This window comes from Herbiconiux sp. SALV-R1, assembly GCF_013113715.1.
In the GTDB taxonomy this organism is placed as follows: domain Bacteria; phylum Actinomycetota; class Actinomycetes; order Actinomycetales; family Microbacteriaceae; genus Herbiconiux.
On sequence record NZ_CP053344.1, the window covers coordinates 2108296 to 2127219 of the forward strand.

At 69.4% G+C, this 18924-nt stretch carries 20 protein-coding genes and 2 riboswitches; of the genes, 2 read left to right on the forward strand and 18 right to left on the reverse strand.

Annotation, left to right across the window (positions count from 1 at the left end; all coding sequences use genetic code 11):
* Positions 1 to 32 precede the first annotated feature (32 nt).
* Positions 33 to 1634, reverse strand: coding sequence for a peptide ABC transporter substrate-binding protein (locus HL652_RS10115; protein WP_171705206.1), 1602 nt, complete (start codon positions 1632 to 1634; stop codon positions 33 to 35).
* A 203-nt stretch (positions 1635 to 1837) separates the two neighbouring features.
* Between HL652_RS10115 and HL652_RS10120 the strand changes: the two genes are divergently transcribed.
* A complete protein-coding gene (locus tag HL652_RS10120) occupies positions 1838 to 2614 on the forward strand; it encodes a CPBP family intramembrane glutamic endopeptidase (protein WP_171705207.1) in 777 nt (258 codons plus the stop codon).
* 94 nt (positions 2615 to 2708) lie between these two features.
* Here the strand turns inward: HL652_RS10120 and HL652_RS10125 are convergent, their stop codons facing one another.
* From HL652_RS10125 to HL652_RS10155, 7 genes are all read right to left on the reverse strand, one after another.
* A complete protein-coding gene (locus HL652_RS10125; protein ID WP_171705208.1) occupies positions 2709 to 3512 on the reverse strand; it encodes a pentapeptide repeat-containing protein in 804 nt (267 codons plus the stop codon).
* 31 nt (positions 3513 to 3543) lie between these two features.
* Positions 3544 to 6423, reverse strand: a complete 2880-nt coding sequence (gcvP, locus tag HL652_RS10130; RefSeq protein ID WP_171705209.1) for an aminomethyl-transferring glycine dehydrogenase — start codon at positions 6421 to 6423, stop codon at positions 3544 to 3546.
* A gap of 7 nt (positions 6424 to 6430) precedes the next feature.
* Positions 6431 to 6802 (reverse strand): glycine cleavage system protein GcvH, encoded by a 372-nt coding sequence (gcvH, locus tag HL652_RS10135; protein ID WP_171705210.1) that lies wholly within the window; start codon positions 6800 to 6802, stop codon positions 6431 to 6433.
* Between the two features lies 1 nt (position 6803).
* The gene (gene gcvT, locus HL652_RS10140) at positions 6804 to 7976 is read right to left on the reverse strand and encodes a glycine cleavage system aminomethyltransferase GcvT (protein ID WP_171705211.1); all 1173 of its coding nucleotides are present in this window, start codon (positions 7974 to 7976) and stop codon (positions 6804 to 6806) included.
* Between the two features lie 62 nt (positions 7977 to 8038).
* Positions 8039 to 8144: riboswitch (glycine riboswitch) on the reverse strand.
* Positions 8145 to 8231, reverse strand: a riboswitch (glycine riboswitch). It abuts the riboswitch before it with no gap.
* Positions 8232 to 8344: 113 nt separating this feature from the next.
* A complete protein-coding gene (locus tag HL652_RS10145; protein WP_171705212.1) occupies positions 8345 to 9076 on the reverse strand; it encodes a copper resistance CopC family protein in 732 nt (243 codons plus the stop codon).
* A gap of 29 nt (positions 9077 to 9105) precedes the next feature.
* Positions 9106 to 10200: a fatty acid desaturase family protein gene (locus tag HL652_RS10150; protein WP_253743859.1), complete on the reverse strand. Its 1095-nt coding sequence runs from the start codon at positions 10198 to 10200 to the stop codon at positions 9106 to 9108.
* Positions 10201 to 10397: 197 nt separating this feature from the next.
* Positions 10398 to 10604: a cold-shock protein gene (locus HL652_RS10155; RefSeq protein ID WP_171705213.1), complete on the reverse strand. Its 207-nt coding sequence runs from the start codon at positions 10602 to 10604 to the stop codon at positions 10398 to 10400.
* Positions 10605 to 10776: 172 nt separating this feature from the next.
* Here HL652_RS10155 and lgt point away from each other — a divergent pair, with 172 nt between their 5' ends.
* Positions 10777 to 11769: a prolipoprotein diacylglyceryl transferase gene (gene lgt / locus HL652_RS10160; RefSeq protein ID WP_253743777.1), complete on the forward strand. Its 993-nt coding sequence runs from the start codon at positions 10777 to 10779 to the stop codon at positions 11767 to 11769.
* 4 nt (positions 11770 to 11773) lie between these two features.
* Here the strand turns inward: lgt and HL652_RS10165 are convergent, their stop codons facing one another.
* From HL652_RS10165 to ychF, 10 genes are all read right to left on the reverse strand, one after another.
* Complete coding sequence (locus HL652_RS10165; protein ID WP_171705215.1) at positions 11774 to 12562, reverse strand: hypothetical protein; 789 nt, start codon at positions 12560 to 12562, stop codon at positions 11774 to 11776.
* A gap of 128 nt (positions 12563 to 12690) precedes the next feature.
* Positions 12691 to 14250, reverse strand: a complete 1560-nt coding sequence (locus tag HL652_RS10170) for an FAD-binding oxidoreductase (protein ID WP_171705216.1) — start codon at positions 14248 to 14250, stop codon at positions 12691 to 12693.
* A 141-nt stretch (positions 14251 to 14391) separates the two neighbouring features.
* Positions 14392 to 14676, reverse strand: coding sequence for a HigA family addiction module antitoxin (locus HL652_RS10175; RefSeq protein ID WP_371743640.1), 285 nt, complete (start codon positions 14674 to 14676; stop codon positions 14392 to 14394).
* A gap of 4 nt (positions 14677 to 14680) precedes the next feature.
* Positions 14681 to 14962, reverse strand: coding sequence for a type II toxin-antitoxin system RelE/ParE family toxin (locus HL652_RS10180; RefSeq protein ID WP_171705218.1), 282 nt, complete (start codon positions 14960 to 14962; stop codon positions 14681 to 14683).
* A 63-nt stretch (positions 14963 to 15025) separates the two neighbouring features.
* Positions 15026 to 15667 carry a LysE family translocator gene (locus tag HL652_RS10185; RefSeq protein WP_171705219.1) on the reverse strand — a complete coding sequence of 214 codons (642 nt, stop codon included), beginning with the start codon at positions 15665 to 15667 and terminating at the stop codon, positions 15026 to 15028.
* Between the two features lie 17 nt (positions 15668 to 15684).
* Positions 15685 to 16146, reverse strand: a complete 462-nt coding sequence (locus HL652_RS10190; RefSeq protein ID WP_171705220.1) for an aromatic ring-opening dioxygenase LigA — start codon at positions 16144 to 16146, stop codon at positions 15685 to 15687.
* Positions 16147 to 16248: 102 nt separating this feature from the next.
* A complete protein-coding gene (locus tag HL652_RS10195) occupies positions 16249 to 16656 on the reverse strand; it encodes a DUF1801 domain-containing protein (protein WP_216604062.1) in 408 nt (135 codons plus the stop codon).
* Positions 16657 to 16659: 3 nt separating this feature from the next.
* Positions 16660 to 17079 carry a hypothetical protein gene (locus HL652_RS10200; RefSeq protein ID WP_171705221.1) on the reverse strand — a complete coding sequence of 140 codons (420 nt, stop codon included), beginning with the start codon at positions 17077 to 17079 and terminating at the stop codon, positions 16660 to 16662.
* Positions 17080 to 17375: 296 nt separating this feature from the next.
* Positions 17376 to 17729 (reverse strand): hypothetical protein, encoded by a 354-nt coding sequence (locus tag HL652_RS10205; RefSeq protein ID WP_171705222.1) that lies wholly within the window; start codon positions 17727 to 17729, stop codon positions 17376 to 17378.
* 64 nt (positions 17730 to 17793) lie between these two features.
* Positions 17794 to 18867 carry a redox-regulated ATPase YchF gene (gene ychF / locus HL652_RS10210; RefSeq protein ID WP_171705223.1) on the reverse strand — a complete coding sequence of 358 codons (1074 nt, stop codon included), beginning with the start codon at positions 18865 to 18867 and terminating at the stop codon, positions 17794 to 17796.
* Positions 18868 to 18924 lie beyond the last annotated feature (57 nt).

Here is an 18924-nt window from a genome sequence, read left to right on the forward strand (position 1 = left end):
GCACATGGCCGCCGCCCCCACAGGAGCGGGAATTATCCCTTGGTGATCTCGTAGTAGAGCGGCACCGAGTTCCAGCCGAACACGACGTTGTCGACGTTCTCGCCGTAACCGCCGGTGACGTTGGAGTACCACAGCGGCGTGGCCGGGAGGTCCTTGAGGAGGATCTCCTGAGCCTCCTGGAACTTCTCGTTCGCCGCGGCGGTGTCGGTGTCTTCAGCACCCTCGTTGATCAGCGCGTCGAACTCGGGGTTCGAGTAGTCGCCGTCGTTCGAGCCCGCGTTGGTCGCGTAGAGCGGGCCGAGGAAGTTGAACAGACCCGGGTAGTCGGCCTGCCATCCGGTGCGGAACGCGGTCTGGATGGTGCGGTCGGTGATCGCGGTACGAGCCTCCTGGAAGGTCGGGTACGGAGCACCCGAGGCGTCGATGCCGAGAACGTTCTTCACGCTGTTGGTCACGGCGTCGACCCAGGCCTGGTGGCCACCGTCGGCGTTGTACGCGATCTGGAACGAGCCCGACCACGGGGAGATGGCGTCGGCCTCGGCCCACAGCTTCTTCGCCTCGTCGGGGTTGTACTTCAGCACGTCGGCGCCCTCGAGCGAGTCGCTCCAGCCGTCGATCACCGGGGAGGTGAAGTCGCTGGCCGGCGTGCGCGAGCCCTCGAAGATGACGTCGGTGATCTCTTCGCGGTTGATGGCCATCGAGATGGCGGCACGACGGAGCTTGCCCTCGTCGCCCGAGAAGTGCGCGAGGCGCTCGGGGATGGTGAAGGACTGGAACACCGCGGCCGGCTGGTTGACCGCACGGTCGCCGAGCTCGGACTCGAAGGTGGCCAGTGCCGAGTCGGGCACGGCGTCGAGAACGTCGAGGTTGCCGCCCTGGAGGTCGGCGTACGCGGCGTCCTGCGTGGCGTAGAAGATGATGCTGAGTCCACCGTTGGCGGGCTTGCGCTCACCCTGGTAGTCCTCGTTCACGACGAGGTCGATCTTCTCGTTGTGCTGCCACGCCGAGTCGGAGGCCAGCTTGTACGGGCCGTTGCCGACGGGGTTCTGGCCGAAGGCCTCCATGTCGTCGAAGGCCGACGCGGGAAGCGGGTAGAACGCCGAGTAGCCGAGGCGCAGCGGGAAGTCGGACTTCGGTGCGTTCAGCGTGACGGTGAAGGTGAGGTCGTCGACCTTCTTGAGGCCCGAGAGCTCGGAGTCCTCGTCGTAGCTGAAGCCCTCGATGTCCTCGAAGAAGTAGCTCGAGAGCTGCTCGTTCGACAGGAGCGCGCCGTAGTTCCAGGCGTCGATGAAGGAGTCTGCGTTGACCGGCTCACCGTTGGTGAACTTCAGGTCGGGCTTGATCGTGATGGTGTAGGTCGTGGCGTCGTCGCTCTCGATCGACTCCGCGACGGCGTTGTGGGGGGCGCCCTCGCCGTCGTAGTAGACCAGGCCCTCGAAGATCGCGTCGAGGATCTTGCCGCCGCCGACCTCGTTGGTGTTCGTGGGGATCAGCGGGTTCTGGGGCTCGGAGCCGTTCGTCGTCACGATCGATGCGGAGTCGCCCGAGGTGTCGGAACCGCCGCTGGCGCAACCGGACAGGGCGAGCGCGCTCGCGGCGATCAGCGCGATCGCGCCGATGCCATACCGTCTCATTTTCAATTTTCCTCCTGTGCAGAATGGGTTGGCCGCTGACCCTTCGTGAGGGGCGAGACCTAAGGAAGTACCCTAAGTGGGGGGCACCCCCGCTGCAAACCACGGGGAAAAAAGTTACAGACTAGAAACTAATTCTTGGGATTCTTTGTGCCGATCCCACAGATTCCGTGAAAATCTGGCGTCTTACGCAAGAAAGTGGAGCGATGACCCGAGCCCTCGACTGGACCCTCCTGCGGCGTCGCCGGCTGGGCACGGAGATCGCCATCGTGCTCGCGGTCTCGCTCGGCGCATCCGCCGTGTACTCGGTGGTCAGTCTGGTCGCGAAACTCACCAAGGGCACGGCTCTCGCCGACCAGTCGACCACCCTGAACGGCGCGCTGAGCGACAGGGAGTGGCTCGACGTCACCTACCAGCTGCTGGCCATCGCGTTCGATCTCGCGCCGGTCGCCCTCGCGCTCTACCTGCTCGCCATCTCAGGGGCGAACCCGTTCCGCCGCGTGGGCCTCGACTTCAGGCAGCCGCTGCGCGACCTCGGGCGCGGATGGCTGCTGGTGCTCGTCGTCGGGGTGCCCGGCATCGCCCTCTACGCCGTGTGGCGCCTGCTCGGCCAGAGCGCCGCGGTGATCGCCTCGCCGCTCGACCCCCACTGGTACACCATCCCCATCCTCGTCCTCTCGGCCCTCCGTGCCGCCCTGCAGGAGGAGGTGATCGTGGTCGGATACCTGTTCACGCGGCTCAGGCAGCTCGGGTGGCGGAAGTGGCCGATCATCCTCGCCGCCGCCGCCCTGCGCGGCAGCTACCATCTCTACCAGGGCCCGGGGCCGTTTGTCGGCAACTTCCTCATGGGCGTGATCTTCGGCTGGTGCTACTGGCGCTGGGGTCGGGTGATGCCGCTCGTGGTCGCCCACTGGATCATGGACATCGTCTCGTTCGTCGGCTTCCCGGTGGCGGTCGCCTGGTTCCCCGAGCTGTTCGGCTGACGTCGCTGTGCGGCTGAGGCTGCTGCGGTGCTGACGCTGCAGCCCGGCTGGCGCTCCAGCTCGGCTGACGATGCAGTTCGGCTGACGCTGCAGCTCAGGCAGCGCGGCGGCCCTTCGGCTTCCCGCCCCCGCCCGAGCTGCGGTTGGCGAACACGAACGCGGCGACGCCGAGCGCCAGCAGCAGGCCGCCGCCGATGAAGCCGACGACCATGGCGACGTTCAGTTCGCCGTCGTCGCTCGCGGTCGGTGTGCTCGGCGGGTCGGTGAAAAGGGGCTCGCTCGTGACGGGAGTGGCCGGCGGCGCCACCTCGATGGCGACCAGGGCCGTCGCGGTGCCGGCGAACGACGACGAGATGGTGCAGACCATGTTCGAGGTGCCGACGGGGAAGGCCTGACCCGACTCGACGGGCGTGCCCACGATCGTGCAGCCGTCGAGGGTGAGACCGGTCGGCGTGACCGGCTCGATGGCGACCGTGGCGGTGCCCGACGCATCCGCCTCGGCCTGCAGGGTGGCGGGGAGGATGCTCGATCCGGTGAAGTCGGCGCCGACGATGCGGGCACCGGTGAAGTCGGCCCCGGAGAGGTCGGCGCCGGTGAACACCGCACCCTGCACGTCTCCGTCGACGAAGGAGGCGCCGGCGAGGTTCGCTCCGCGGAAGTCGGCCTCGCCGAACCGCGTGCCGCTGAGGTCGAGGCCCGCGCACTGCGCCCCACCCGCGCCCCCGTCGGTGGTCGGCAGCACGACGCAGGCGCCGTCGTCGAACAGCGGGTCGGCGACGACCGCCGCGCGAGCCGGCGACGCAGCCCACGCACCCGTGGCGGCCGCCGCCACCGCGAAGGCCGCCACCAGACCCGTCAGGAGCAGGGAACGGATGCGGGCGACCGGCTCGACAGGCATGGTGCGACCCTATCAGCGGGCCCGGCGCGCCTTACTCGAACGCCTCCGGCGGCGGGCAGGCGCACACCAGGTTGCGGTCACCGTAGGCCTGGTCGATGCGCCGCACCGGGGGCCAGTACTTGCCGCGCACGAGCGACTTCACCGGGTACACCGCGCGCTCCCGGTCGTAGGGATGGCTCCACTCCCCCTCGACCACCGAGCGGGCGGTGTGGGGGGCGTTCCGCAACGGGTTGTCGTCGGCGGGCCACTCCCCCGCGGCGACCGCGTCGATCTCGGCCTTGATGCCGATCATCGCGTCGATGAAGCGGTCGATCTCGGCGAGGTCTTCGCTCTCGGTGGGCTCCACCATGAGCGTTCCCGCCACCGGGAAGCTCATCGTCGGTGCGTGGAAGCCGTAGTCGACGAGCCGCTTCGCGACGTCGTCGACGCTCACCCCCGTGCTCTGGGTGATGCCGCGCAGGTCGAGGATGCACTCGTGCGCCACGAGACCGTTCTCACCGGTGTAGAGCACCGGGTAGAGCGGCGCGAGCCGGGTCGCGACATAGTTCGCCGCGAGCACCGCGGAGGCCGTCGCCTCGGCGAGCCCCTCCAGTCCCATCATGCGCACGTAAGCCCAGCTGATGGGAAGGATGTTCGGGCTGCCGTACGGCGCCGCCGACACCGCTCCCCCGCCGTGCACGACGCTCGAGCCGTCGACCATGAGGTGTTCGGCCTCCCGCGCGAAGATATGCCCCGGGAGGAATGGAGCCAGGTGGGCCTTCGCCGCGACCGGACCCACACCGGGGCCACCACCACCGTGCGGGATGCAGAAGGTCTTGTGCAGGTTGAGGTGCGAGACGTCGCCGCCGAAGTCGCCGAAGCGCGCGAAGCCGAGCAATGCGTTGAGGTTGGCCCCGTCGACGTAGACCTGACCGCCGGCGGCGTGCACGCGCTCGCAGATCTCGACCACGTCGTGCTCGTACACCCCGTGCGTGGAGGGGTAGGTGATCATGAGCGCCGCGAGCTGCTCGGCGTGCGCCTCGATCTTCGCGCGCAGGTCGTCGAGGTCGACATTCCCGAGCTCGTCGCAGGCCACCACGACGACGCGCATTCCGGCTAGTACCGCCGACGCCGCGTTCGTGCCGTGGGCGCTCGAGGGGATGAGGCACACCGTGCGCTCGAGGTCGCCTCGCGACCGGTGGTACCCGCGGATGGCGAGCAGCCCCGCCAGCTCGCCCTGGCTTCCCGCGTTCGGCTGCAGCGAGACCGAGTCGTAGCCCGTCACGTCGGCGAGCCAGCGCTCGAGCTGGGCGATGAGATCGAGGTAGCCCCGCGCATCCTCCCTCGGCGCGAAGGGGTGCACGCCCGAGAACTCGCGCCAGGTCACGGCCTCCATCTCGGAGGCGGCGTTGAGTTTCATGGTGCACGAGCCGAGCGGGATCATGCCGCGGTCGAGTGCGTAGTCGGCATCGGCGAGCCGCTTGAGGTAGCGCATCATGGCGGTCTCGGAGCGGTGGCTCGAGAACACCTCGTGCTCGAGGAAGGCGCTCGTGCGCTCGAGACCCGCCGGGAGCGAGGGCGCCGTCTCGTCGCCCGGGTCGCCGGTCGCGGCGTCGAAGACGCGCAGCAGCTCGAGCAGCTCGGCGTCTCCGGTGGTCTCGTCGACCGACACGGCGACGGTGTCGTCGTCGACGAACCGCAGCAGGATGCCGCGGGAGTGCGCGTGCTGCACGAGCCGTGCGGCACGCTGCGGCACCGCCACCTCGACGGTGTCGAAGAACTCGGTGTGCACGAGCCGGTGCCCCGACGCCACGAGCCGCGACGCCAGGGTGCGGGCCGCGCGGTTCACCTCACGGGCGATGTCGGTGAGCCCCTCCGGCCCGTGGTACACGGCGTACATCGCCGCCATGACGGCGAGCAGCACCTGGGCGGTGCAGATGTTCGACGTCGCCTTCTCACGACGGATGTGCTGCTCCCGGGCCTGCAGGCTGAGGCGGTAGGCCGGATGCCCGTCGGCGTCGACGCTCACCCCCACCAGCCGGCCGGGGAGCTGCCGCTCGAGGCCGGAGCGCACCGCCAGGTAGCCGGCGTGCGGCCCGCCGAAGCCCATCGGCACGCCGAAGCGCTGGCTGGTGCCGACCACGACGTCGGCGCCCAGCTCGCCGGGAGGCGTGAGGAGGGTGAGGGCGAGCAGGTCGGCGGCGACGACCGCGATGCCGCCCTGCGCCTTCACCGCGGCGATGATCGCGGAGGGGTCGACGACCCGTCCCGAGGCCCCCGGGTACTGCACGAAGACGCCGAAGGCCTCGCCCAGGGTCGCCGGCGCCGCGAGCGTCTCGGCATCGAGCGGCAGCACGTCGATCTCGATCCCCACGGCCTCGGCCCGCGAGCGGAACAGCGAGATCGTCTGCGGGAAGGCGTCGGCGTCGACGACGAAGCGGTTCGACGCCGACTTGCCGGCGCGTCGGGCGAGCAGCATCGCCTCGACCGCCGCCGTCGACTCGTCGAGCATCGACGCGTTCGCCGTCGCCATGCCGGTGAGATCGCAGACCATGGTCTGGAAGGTGATGAGCGCCTCGAGCCTGCCCTGCGAGATCTCGGGCTGGTACGGCGTGTAGGCGGTGTACCAACTCGGGTTCTCGAGCACGTTGCGGGTGATGACGGCGGGCGTGACGGTGTCGTAGTACCCGAGGCCGAGGTAGGAGGTGGAGACCGTGTTGCGCGCGGCGAGGGCACGCAGCTCTGCCACGGCCTCCCGCTCGGTCGCGGCCGGGGGCACGAGCGAGTCGTGGAGGCTGCGGTCGAAGGCGATCGAACCGGGCACGGCTGCCGCCATGAGCTCGGCGAGGCTGCCGTAGCCCACGGTGGCGAGCATGTGGGACTGGGCCGCAGCATCCGTTCCGATGTGGCGGCGGGCGAAGACGTCGGTCATCGGTGGGTCACTCCCCCGTCAGCGCGGCGTACTCGGCGGCCGAGAGCAGCGCCGGGAGCTCGGTGAACTCCACCTTGAGCAGCCAGCCGGCGCCGAACGGGTCGTCGTTCACGAGCTCGGGGCTGTCTTCGACCGCGGAGTTCTTCTCCACGACGGTGCCGTCGACAGGTGCGAAGAGTTCGCCGACCGACTTGGTCGACTCGATCTCGCCCACCACCGAGCCGCCCGCCACCTCCGTACCCGCGTCGGGCAGGTCGAGGTAGACGATGTCGCCCAGCTGGGCGGCGGCATACGCGGTGATGCCGATGGTCGCGACGGAGCCGTCGACCTTCACCCACTCGTGCTCGGCGGTGTAGCGCAGTTCTTCGTGGTCGGCCATGTCAGTCCTTCTTCCGGCGGTAGAACGGGTGGGGTGCGGTGCGGTAGGCGAGGCGCTTGCCCCGGATGTCGACGCTCAGCTCCGTGCCCGGCGCGGCGAACTCGGGCGAGACGTAGGCGAGGGCGATCGGATGCCCGAGGGTCGGCGAGAGGGCACCGCTCGTCACGACACCCACCGCTTCGGCGGAGTCGTCGGAGGCGAAGACCTCGTACCCGGCGCGGGCCGCCCGCTTGCCCTCGGCCACGAGGCCGACGAGCACGGGAGCACCACCGGGAGCGTCGAGCGCATCAGGCGCATCGGGCGCATCGGCGAGCAGTGCCTCGCGACCCACGAACTCGCTCTTGCCGAGGTCGACCACCCGGCCGAGACCGGCCTGCCCGGGCCGGGTGTCGAGCGAGAGCTCGTGGCCATAGAGCGGCATGCCCGCCTCGAGCCGCAGGGTGTCGCGGCTGGCGAGCCCCGCCGGCACCAGCCCGAGCGGCTCGCCCGCGGCGAGCAGCGCGGTCCAGAGCGCGGGGGCCGCTGCACGCTCGAGGTAGAGCTCGAAGCCGTCCTCCCCCGTGTACCCGGTGCGGGCGACGAGAACGTCGACACCGTCGAACGAGCCGGGGGCGCTGCGGTAGTACCGAAGGGTGTCGAGACCCTCGACACGGAGGCCGGCGGTCTGCTCGAGCACCTGGCGCGACACCGGGCCCTGCACCGCGATCAGCGCGGTCGCCGCGCTTTCGTCGGCGACGCGGGCGTCGAAGCCGGCCGCGCGCTCGTCGAGCGTCTCCGCCACGGGGTCGTGGTTCGAGGCGTTGGCGACGACGAGGAACTCTGTCGCACCGAGACGGTAGACCACCACGTCGTCGACGATGCCGCCCGACTCCGCGAGCAGCAGCGAGTACTTGGCCTGGCCCTCCGCGATCGCCGAGAGCCTTCCCGCCAGGGCGTGGTCGAGCAGGGCGGCGGCGTCGGGGCCGCTCACCCGGAACTCCGCCATGTGCGAGAGGTCGAAGAGGCCGGCGGCGCTGCGCACCGCGTGGTGCTCGGCGAGATCGCTCGAGTAGCGCACCGGCATTTGCCAGCCGGCGAAGTCGGTGAAGGAGGCGCCGGCGGCGCGGTGCGTGTCGAGCAGCGGTGACTCGAGGGCGGATGCCTCGGGTGCCGCGGGGTCGGTGGAGCCGGTCACGAGTTCTCCGTTCCCGCCGGCGGAGCCGGCGATACGTGGGAGCGTGGATGCGCTTCGAGAACTCCCCCTCTGTCATCGGGCCTGAGAGTTTCACCCTCCCGGGTCAGCGGGGCGGGTTTTCACCGTGGGCGAGCCGCCGTCGATGCCGCGGACTGCTTTCCAGAGTGGCCAACCGAGGCGGTACGAGGACCTGAGAGATTATCGGGGAGGATTGCTCCTTCGGTGTCGCCTGAGCGACTCTCCCGCGTCGGGTTGATGGCCGGTCGATGTTCTGTTGTGGGCGGATGCGGTGCACCCGGTGGTGCGCGGATGCGAGAATCCGCAGACGACCGGATGCGAGCATCCGATGCGCCGAGTGTAGCGCGAAGTCACTGCCCGCCGAAGCCGCCGCCCCGACTGCGCCGCACCACGATGACGATGAGGACCGCCGCGGCGCCCGCTGCCGCCACCACGATCAGCACGATCGCGTACCAGGGAAGGGTCGCGGATGCTGCGGCCGGGTCGCCGGGGTCGACACCCGCATCGGTGGCCGCGTCGGTGCTGGGAACCGTCGTCGCCACGGAAGAGTCGTCGGTGGCCGTCGGGGTGGGCTCCGCCGCGGTCGGCGTGGGGGTCGGGGAGCCGTCGGGCGCGCCGGCCCACGGCTCGCCGCAGACGGGCGCCTGGGTGAGGCCGTCGGCGGCGTTCGCCAGCGACTGCGGCTCGTAGTCGAACTCGAACTGCCCCGAGGTGGGGTGCCCGTCGGAGGAGACGACCTGCCACAGCACCACGTAGCCGCCGGCGTCGCCGAGCGCCACCGGGCTGGTCACCTGCGCGCCGTCGAGCGCGAGGCATCCGGATTCGTAGTGCAGGCCTTCGGGGTCGACCACCTGCACCGCGAAGCCGTCGGTCGACTCGCCGAGGGCGAGGAGCGTCTCGGAGAACGCGAGGGTCACCACGCCCGGGTCGTCGACGATCGACGAGTCGGCTGCGGGGTTCGACGACACGAGGTCGTCGTGCGCCGAGGCGGAGACGGCCGGCAGCACGGCGAGCCCGACGGCCGCGACGGCCGTCACGGAGAGGAGGAGGGCACGGCGGGCGGCGGCGATCGGTGAGCTCACGCCTCCACGATACCCAGCGCCGACGCGGCTCACGCCCGCTTGACGCGGTACTGGTTCACCAGGGGGCAGTCGAAGGGGTCGGGTGCCGAGAGCCCCACGCGGCTCATGTAGGCGATCACCTGGCGGTGCGCCTCGAGCAGCGAGGTCTGGGTGTAGGGGATGTTGTGGCGGGCGCAGTACTCCTGCACGATCGGGCGCACCCGGGCCAGACTCGGGCGGGGCATGCTCGGGAAGAGGTGGTGCTCGACCTGCAGGTCGAGGCCGCCCATGAAGGCGGTCATGCCCCAGCCGCCGCGGATGCTGCGCGAGGACAGCACCTGCTTCGACAGGAAGTCGACGCGCGAACCCGCGGGGAACACCTTCATGCCGATGTGGTTGGGGGCGAAGGAGGCGCCCATGTAGAGCCCGAACACCGCGAGCTGCACGCCGATGAAGGCGAAGGCCATGCCGAGCGGGAGGAACCAGAACACCACGGTGAGGTAGGCCACCAGTCGCAGGCCGATCGACCAGAGCTCGATCTGCCGGCCCTCCACCTTGCCGCGGCCGAGCAGCGTCTTGAACGAGAGGTAGTGCAGGTTGATGCCCTCGAGCAGCATCAGCGGGTACAGCAGCCAGCCCTGGTGGCGGGTGAGGAGCTTCAGCGGGCCCTTCGCCCGCGCGGCGTCCTGCTCGAGGAACGAGACGGTGTCGCGCTCGAGGTCGGGGTCTTTGCCGACGGTGTTCGGATTGCCGTGGTGGCGGGTGTGCTTCGACATCCACCACGAGTAGCTCATGCCCACGAAAGCGGTGGCGAGCGTGCGGCCGGCGCGGTCGTTCGCGCGGTTCGACTCGAACACCTGGCGGTGCGAGGCCTCGTGGGCGAGGAAGGCGAACTGGGTGAGGATGACGCCGAGAGCGGCGGCGATGAGCAGCTGGTACCAGGTGTCACCGAGCAGGATGAAGCCGGTCACCGCCCCGCCGAGCGCCGCCACCAGCACGCTGAAGACGGTGATGTAGAAACCTCGGCGCTTGCGCAGCAGACCGAGGTCTTTCACGGTGGAGAGCAGTTCCGCGTAGGCGGCGGTGGGATGCGCCCGGCCTGTTGTGCGCGGAACCGTGGCACGGGGAACGGACGAAGAGGTGATGCTCAGGGGGGCCTCGCAGAGTCGGGATCGACTTCTCAGCCGCGGTGTGAGCAGGAGCGCTCGTCAGATGCTCCGACGGTACGTGCCGAACCTGCGTGTTGACCCGGTTGCCTTCCCGGGCGCCGTGTGCGGTGCCCCGGAACGGCGACGAGCCCGCACCCTGGTGGGGGTGCGGGCTCGTCGGGAAGAGCGCGAGATCAGCCGAGGGGCGTGATGTTCTCGGCCTGGAGGCCCTTGCGGCCCTGGGTCACGTCGAACTCGACGCGCTGGTTCTCTTCGAGGTTCTTGTAACCGGATCCGTTGATTCCGGAGTGGTGGGCGAACACGTCTTCGCCGCCGTCGTCGGGGGAGATGAAGCCGAAGCCCTTTTCGGAGTTGAACCACTTCACGGTGCCAGTAGGCATTGATCTTCTCTTTTCGAAATCAGCGGCCCCGCCTGCCGGGACCTACTGTCGCGGTGTACTTTCTTCCGCATTCGAAAAACAAGCCAACACAACAACTGTGTCAAGCATAGCGGCGCACCCTTTCGGAGGCTACTGGTTCGTCGCGGAGAGCCTCCACGCTTTACAATTCAGCGTGCCCTCCTTCTCGCCGCTCAGCATCCCGAGCCCGGATCCGGTGTTCCAGCAGTTCAACATCGGGCCGCTCACCATCCACACCTACGCTCTGTGCATCCTCGCCGGCATCATCGTCGCGATGTTCTGGGTGAACGCCCGGCTCACCAAGCGCGGCGGCGAACCCGGGGTGGTCGTCGACATCGTGCTGTGGGCCGTGCCGCTCGGCATCGTCGGGGCGCGGTTCTACCACGTCTTCACGCACCTCGGCGACTACTTCTACGACGGCGCGAACCTCCTCAACGTCTTCGCCATCTGGGACGGCGGCAACGCCCTCTACGGCTCGCTCATCGGCGGGGCCATCGGCGCCTACATCGGCTGCCGCTTCTCGGGCATCAGGCTCTGGTCGTTCGCCGACGCGCTCGCCCCGGCGATGCTCGCGGCGCAGGCCATCGGGCGCCTCGGCAACTACATCAACCACGAGCTGTTCGGTCTGCCGACCACGCTCCCCTGGGGCCTCGAGATCGAGTCGACGAACAGCAAGTTCCCGGCGGGGCTCGCCGACGGCACCCTGTTCCACCCGCTGTTCCTCTACGAGATCATCTGGAACGTCGTGGGCATCGCGCTGCTGCTGCTCATCGAGCGTCGCTTCCAGCTGCGCTGGGGCAAGCTGTTCGCGCTCTACCTGGTCTGGTACGGGCTCGGTCGTTCGTGGCTCGAGGCCATCCGCATCGACCCCACGAGCGACGGTTTCCTCGGCATCCCGGCCAACGTGTGGGCCTCCTTCCTCGCCATCGCGCTCGGCATCGTGCTGTTCGTGGTGCAGTCCCGCCGTCACCCCGGCGTCGAGAACTCGGTCTACCGTCCGGGCCGTGGGCCCCGCGTGGTGGAGCCGCGCAAGAAGAAAGGCGCGGCGGCCGGTGCGGTCGAAGGCTCCGACGCCGATGGCGCTGACAGCTCATCGGAGGAGTCGGGCGTGTGGACGGATGAGGAGCTCTCCCGCCCCTCGAAGTGACCTGTCAGCGGGCGCCGGCGCCCGCATCCGCTTCCTCCTCGGCCCCGACCTGCTCGCGCAGCTCGGGGCTGAGGTGTTCCAGGCGACGGCGGTCGCGGATGGCGACGAAGCCGACGCACACCACCCACACCAGCCACGGGAAGGTCGCGAGCATCGCGGTGGCGGCGCCTCCCGCCGCGAAGAACGAGTCGGGGGCCGTGCCGCCGAACATCGTCGGCACCGAGAGCAGGTTGAGGCCCGCCACGGCGTAGGCGATGTAGCCCGTCCACTTCGGCAGCGCCTCGGAGGCGATGGTGAGGTAGGCGGCGGAGGCGGCGACGAGGGCGTTCAGCGTGCATCCGATCGAACCGAACATGAGGGTGTGACCCACCGTGAGTGCTCGGAGCGACGAGGCATCCGGGTCGAGTCCCATGGTGTCGAGGGCGGTGCCGCCCTCCATGGCGTCGCCGACCAGGGTCACGGCGATGAACAGCAGGCCCGCGCCGTACATGATGTTCGCCACCCACTGCAGATCGGGCCTCGTGTGCGTGATGAGCTGGCGGAAACCCGAGATGAAGACGATCAGCGCCGCCATGAGGAAGGTGTCGATGAGGATGGTGAACAGCGTCTGGTTGGCCGTGCGGGTCATGAACTCGGTGAGCGCGCGGTCGTCGTCGAGCGCCGGGCGGGCGCCCACCAATAGGGCCTGCACCAGGAACTCGGCGAAGGTGAGCAGGCCCACCGAGATGGCGGCGATGCCCGTCCAGAGCCGCACGTCGGGGTTGAGCCTGCCGTTCTTCACGACGGTGATCATGTGTGCGTGGGTGTGCGAGTGCGTGTGCCCCGTGTGCGTGTGCCCCGTGTGCATTGTCGTGTCCCCTCATCGCCCGGCGGCCCGTCGGGCCGTGCGTCACGCTCCGACAGTAGCAATGAGCGGGCGGGTCACTCCCCCGGATACCCGTGGAACACGCCGTCGGGGTCGAACCGTCGCCGCAGCTCCTGGATGCGGGGCCAGTCCTCCTCGCGGAACGAACCGGCGACGCGCTCGGGTCGGTGACCGATGTCGGCCTCGCTGAGGAAGTGGCCGGTAGCCGTCGGCAGCAGCGCCGCCGCCACCTCGTCGAGCCAGGCGCGGTTGGCAGCGTCGTCGGCAGGGTCGTCCCAGACGGTGTAGACGATGATGCTCGTGGTGTCGTGCATGCCGTAGGCGGCCTCGCCGGGGGTGACGAGCTCGGCGCCGCGGCCGTTGGCAGGCATGCCGGCGAGCACGTAGCTCTTGCCGGAGGGAGCCTTGGCCATGAGCTCAGGGAGGAGCGCCGTGGCGGCCGTCAGGTCGCCGGAGAACCAGAAGGTGTCGGCGAGGTAGCGCGCGCCCTCGGGGTAGGTGGCGTCGACGGGCACGTGCAGCTGGTCGAGGGGCACGTCGAGGAAGGCGGCGTGGTCGAGCACCTCGACGCCGGCGGCGGGTCCGTCGCCCAGAGGCGCGAGCGCCCTTTTCGCCTCGCCGTCGTCAGCGGCGAAGACGGTGGCCGCGACGCCCACGACGAGCGGATGCGGGTCGTCGGCACCGAGACCACCCGGCCGTTCGGCGCCTGCCGTGACCAGGGAGACTTCGACGTTCGTCGGGAGGGCGGGTGACGCATCCGTGATCCAGGCGGTGACGGCTTCGAGGTCGGAAAGGGGGAATGACCAGGTCGAGACGCGGATGGCGCCCGGCAGCGGCTGCAGCTCGAGTTCGAACGCGGTGACGACGCCGGGGAAGCCCGGGCCGCTGCCCCGGGCCAGCCAGAACAGCTCCTCGTTCTCGGTGGCCGACGCGGTCACGGCCTCGCCGTCGGCGGTGACGACGCGGAGGCTGCGGATGGAGAAGCAGGCGGGCTTCCAGTGCCCCCAGTTCACGCCGAGGCCGCCGCCGAGCAGGAATCCGCCGACCGCGGGCCGGCCGCAGTGCCCGACGGGGAACGCGACGCCGGCCTGCACCAGCCGGGGCGACAGGTCGCCGCCGCGCACCCCTGCACCGACCGTCGCCCTCCGGGCTGGTGCGTCGAGCTCGACGCCGTCGAAGGCCTCGAGGTCGACGAGCACGCCGTCACCCCGCACTGTGGATGCCACCCAACTGTGGCCGCCCGAGCGCACCGCGATGCGCTGCCCGGTCTCCCGCGCCGCCCGCACGATCTCGACCACGTCGGCCTCCGTCTGCGGAAACACGATTGCCTCCGGCAGTCGCAACGGCTCCCCCGTCGCGGCGGCAACGACGTTGAACACCCCCTCGACGACCGCCGCCTCAAACCCCTCGTCGCCCCTGAGCAGCCCTGCGGGGCGGGTCACCCTCTGCCGCTGGCGGGGTCGCGGCGCACTCGTCGTCGTGGCTGTGACCGCGCCCGAGGCCACGCTCGTGTTCGTGGCCGCGCCGTGCTCGCGCGCTGGCGGCGGCGCCTCCTGGCCTTGATGCTCACCGCTTCGCGCGTCATCGGCGCCCTGCTCGCCACCGTGCTGCCCCATGCCGCGCCTCCTCCACCGGCCGGCTCACGCGCCCGCCGCCCCGAGCGTATGCCGTCGCGCGCCACCCGCGCCTCCCCCAGAACGGGCACGGCACGGCACGTGCGGCCACGTGCCCGATCGGGGCCGGAGTGCCGAGCAGTGTCAGGCTACCTTGAGCGGCGTGATGGCGGCGATCTGCTCCGAGACGCGGTCTTCGGCCAGGTCGAGGTCGTACTTCGTCTGCAGGTTCAGCCAGAACTGCGCCGACGTGCCGAAGTACCTGCCGAGCCGCAGAGCGGTGTCGGCGGTGACGGCGCGCTTGCCGTGAACAATCTCATTGATCCGCCTCGGCGGCACTCCGATCGACACGGCAAGCTTGTTCTGAGTGATGCCGAACCCCTCGATGAAGTCCTCCCTGAGCACCTCGCCCGGATGAATCGGCGCCATCTTCTCAGTGATAGTCAACGATCTCCACCTCCTCCGCTCCTGCGTCGGTCCACACGAAGCAGATCCGCCACTGGTCGTTGATTCTGATGCTGTACTGACCGGCACGATCGCCTCGCAGCGCCTCGAGCCTGTTTCCTGGGGGGGCGCGGAGATCGTCGAGCACGACGGCCGACCCCAGCTGGCGCAGTTTGCGCAGTGCCACGCGATGGATCCGAGGATCGATCGAGCGCACGCGTTCACGGCGCCACAGACGTTCGGTGTTCTTGTCGCCGAACGATCTGATCATCAGTATAACGATACGCGTCAATAACGCCACGCGTTATATGGAGGCCTTGGAGCGCATCGGTGGTCAGGCCTTTGAGGAGGTGAAGGCGAGGGCGCCGCCGAGGCCGATCATCATGGCGCCGCCGGCGGCGCTGAGGCGTGGGAGGCTGCGGGGGTGGCGGGAGAGCCAGGTGCGGGCGGAGCCCGCGGCCAGGGCCCAGACGCTGTCGCAGACGAGCGAGATGACGAAGAAGATGAGGCCGAGCTCGGTCAGCTGGAGCGGGATGCTCCCCGCCGCGTAGTCGACGAACTGCGGCAGCACCGCCACAAAGAACACGATCGTCTTGGGGTTCGTCGCCCCGACGACGAAGCCCTCGCCCACGAGGCGCAACGGTGACGGGCGGCGGCGCGGAGCATCCGTCTCGCTCGCCGTATGGTCGTTGCGGTGACGGATGGCCTGCACCCCGAGGTAGACGAGATACGCGGCTCCCGCGATCTTCATGATCGTGAAGACGACCACCGACTGGGCGACGAGTGTTCCCACGCCGAGGGCGACGAGGGTGATGGCAGGGAGCATGCCGAGGGCGTTGCCCAGCACGCTCAGCAGGCCGCCGAGGCGGCCCAGGGCGAGCGAGCGGCCGACGACGAACAAGACGCTCGGGCCGGGGAGCAGGATGAGGGCGAGGGCCGCCAGTGCGAAGGCTCCGGCGAGGCCTGCGGGCACCATGAGGGTGACCCGGGTCGTCAGCGACCGGCTCGGCGCAGCACCGAGCCCGTCACCACGAAGAAGGCGCCGAGGCCCGCAACGAGCGCGCTCACGCCGTAGGCGAGCACGGAGGTCATGAGGGCGGTGCGCAACGATGCCGCGGTCGAGAGCGACATGCTCTGCTTGCGCAGCTCGGCCGCCTCGTCGCTGCCCGGATCGACTTCACGCAGCGCAGCGCTGATGTCGGCGAAGGTGCGGCCGCCGGCCCCGCGCTCGGCGTTGCCCTTGATGACGAGAGCTTCGACGTAGGCCGTGGCCGGCCCCTGCACGGGCTTGCCGGCGAAGGCGGGGGCGTTGCCCGGAACCTCGATGTTCTCGTCGCGCAGTTGCTTCGAGACGGTCGTCCAGGCGGCGGCCCCGGCGGCGAGGAACAGGGCGCCGGCGGCGACGGTGAGTGAACCCACCCGTGCGAGGGCGTGGGCGGGCTTCGATGACGACATGGCGCATCCTCTCGTGACTGCGTGGCAGAGCGTGCTTGCGTCTCGGATGCTACCCGACGACACCGACCCAGGGCGGCCCGGAGTCCAGACCTGTGGACGAAATCAGTTCTCCACACCTCGGAGCGGCACCAGGCCACGATTGCGGCGGATGTCGCGGTAGTTCCACTGCAGCTCCTGCGCCTTGCCCAGCCACCGCCTCAGCGCCTCGACGTCGATCTGGTCGGGGTGGGTGTAGCGCGCCTCCGCGGCCTTGAAGCTGCCCTCCGGGGTGAGCGCGGGCTCGTCGAACGCCTGCCCGCTCCAGAACAGCAGCCGCACCGACGCCTTCAACCGGTCGTACCCCACCACCGGGTTGCCGTCGAAGAACCACACCGGATGCGCGTGCCACACCTTGCGCTCGGCGTCGGGCAATTCGGCCTCGATCACCCCGAGCAGCACGTCGCACACCGCGCGCGACTCGTCATCGAGCCGTGCCTGGTACGCGACGATGTCGACGGGGATCTCGCGCACGGGTCAGGCCCAGATGGAGGAGAGGGGAACGGCGTTGCTCACCGTCCACCCGTAGCCCTCCACGAATGCGGCAGCACGGATCTCGTCGTAGTTGCCGATGACTACTCGGGGCAAGGTGCTCGCGTAGTAGCCCGAGGAGTTCGTCGACTGCCCCGTGTAGATGTTCTCCCACGACACCGGCGGCGACCCCTGGAAGTCGAAGGTCTGGCTGAGACCGGTGACCCCGCTCCGCTCGAACGTCACCGTGCCCCAGGCATAGTCATCGTCGAGCGCGAACGCGCTAAACGTCAGCTCCGGGGTCCCGACCGATGCAGCCGCCCCCGGTGCCGCGACCGCGACGGCGACGACCGGCGCCGCCCACGCCGCCTGCACGAGAGTCCGACGCGACACACCACGGCGCTCCCGCGCCCCCTCATCAACCATGCCCCACACTCTAGGGCCCACACTGCCCCGCGCGAAAGGCGGCGCCGCGCTGTCACGAGGTTGGCACCACCCGAGCGCCGAAACCGTCGTAGTCGCCACGACACCTCTGCGCGATGATCAGCATGTAGGTGAGCGAGTGTCGCACCGATTCGTCGAGAGAGTCGAACCGCACGGGTTCGTCGATGGTGATTCTCGCCCGACTCGGCGCGGGCCTCGACGTCGGCTGGACCATCCATGCGTGGAACGCTAGCGGACCTGTCGACTCCGGCGCACCACATTCCCGTGACACTTGGTCGTCATGGGAACTTGTCGACCTCTTCGATGAGTCCGACGATGTTGTCGTTCAGACGCTCGAGGTCTTCCGCGGGAATCCAGTACTCGAGAATCGTCTGGCCGCCGACCTGGTGCACGTCGTAGTCGTCGAGAAACGCCCTGCGGACCGCGAATCGAGTCACGTATCCGACGCCGGAGGCAGGCACGTTCCATTCCCGCGCGATCCGTTCCGCATAGTCCTGATTGAGCACCGGATAGAAGATCGGCTGATCGGGGAGCCTAGGCGGCCACCGCTTCCATCCCGTCGCCCGGACGAGCTCGAGTTCTTCTGGGCCGGTCGGACGCCAGAGCCAGACCACGTCCACTTCCTCTGACATCGCCGCTGTCCTTTCGATGGTCCATTTCCGAGACCTCCGCGCGCATCCGGACTCGCCGTAGAACTCAGTTGTTGAAGCGGAACTCGACGACGTCGCCGTCGTGCATGACGTAGTCCTTGCCCTCGATGCGGGCCTTGCCCTTGGCGCGGGCCTCGGCGACGGAGCCGGTCTCGACGAGGTCGTCGAAGGAGATGATCTCGGCCTTGATGAAGCCCTTCTGGAAGTCGGTGTGAATGACACCGGCCGCCTGCGGAGCCGTCCAGCCCTTGCCGATCGTCCAGGCACGCGACTCCTTCGGCCCGGCCGTGAGGTACGTCTGGAGGCCGAGCGTGTCGAAGCCGATGCGGGCGAGCTGGTCGAGCCCGCTCTCCTCCTGCCCGGTGGAGGCGAGGAGTTCGGCGGCGTCTTCGGGGTCGAGGTCGATGAGCTCCGACTCGAGTTTCGCGTCGAGGAAGATCGCCTTCGCGGGGGCGACGAGGGCCGCCAGCGCATCTTTGCGCGCCTGATCGGTGAGGATCTCCTCGTCGACGTTGAACACGTAGATGAAGGGCTTCGCGGTGAGCAGCCCGAGCTCTTTGATGGGCTCGAGGTCGATCGACGACGTCGACAGCGGCTTGCCGGTGTCGAGGTACGCGCGCGCCTCCTGCGCGGCGGCGAGCACGGCCGGCTCGAGCTTCTTGCCCCGCACCTCCTTCTCGTAGCGCGCCTCGGCCCTCTCGAGCGTCTGCAGATCGGCGAGGATGAGCTCGGTGTTGATCGTCTCCATGTCACTCGCCGCATCGACCTTGCCGTCGACGTGCACGACATCCGAGTCGGTGAAGCCGCGGATGACCTGCGCGATCGCATCCGCCTCACGGATGTTCGCGAGGAACTTGTTGCCGAGCCCCTCCCCCTCGCTCGCACCCTTCACGATGCCCGCGATGTCGACGAACGACACCGGCGCCGGCAGGATGCGCTCACTGCCGAAGATCTCGGCGAGCTTGTCGAGACGCGGGTCGGGCAGGTTCACCACGCCGACGTTCGGCTCGATGGTCGCGAACGGGTAGTTCGCCGCCAGAACCTGGTTCTTGGTGAGGGCGTTGAACAGGGTCGACTTGCCCACGTTGGGGAGTCCGACGATCGCGATAGTAAGAGCCACGAGGGTCAATCCTAGCTTCCGGATGCGCGCCCACCGGTTCGACGGTGCGCCACCGGA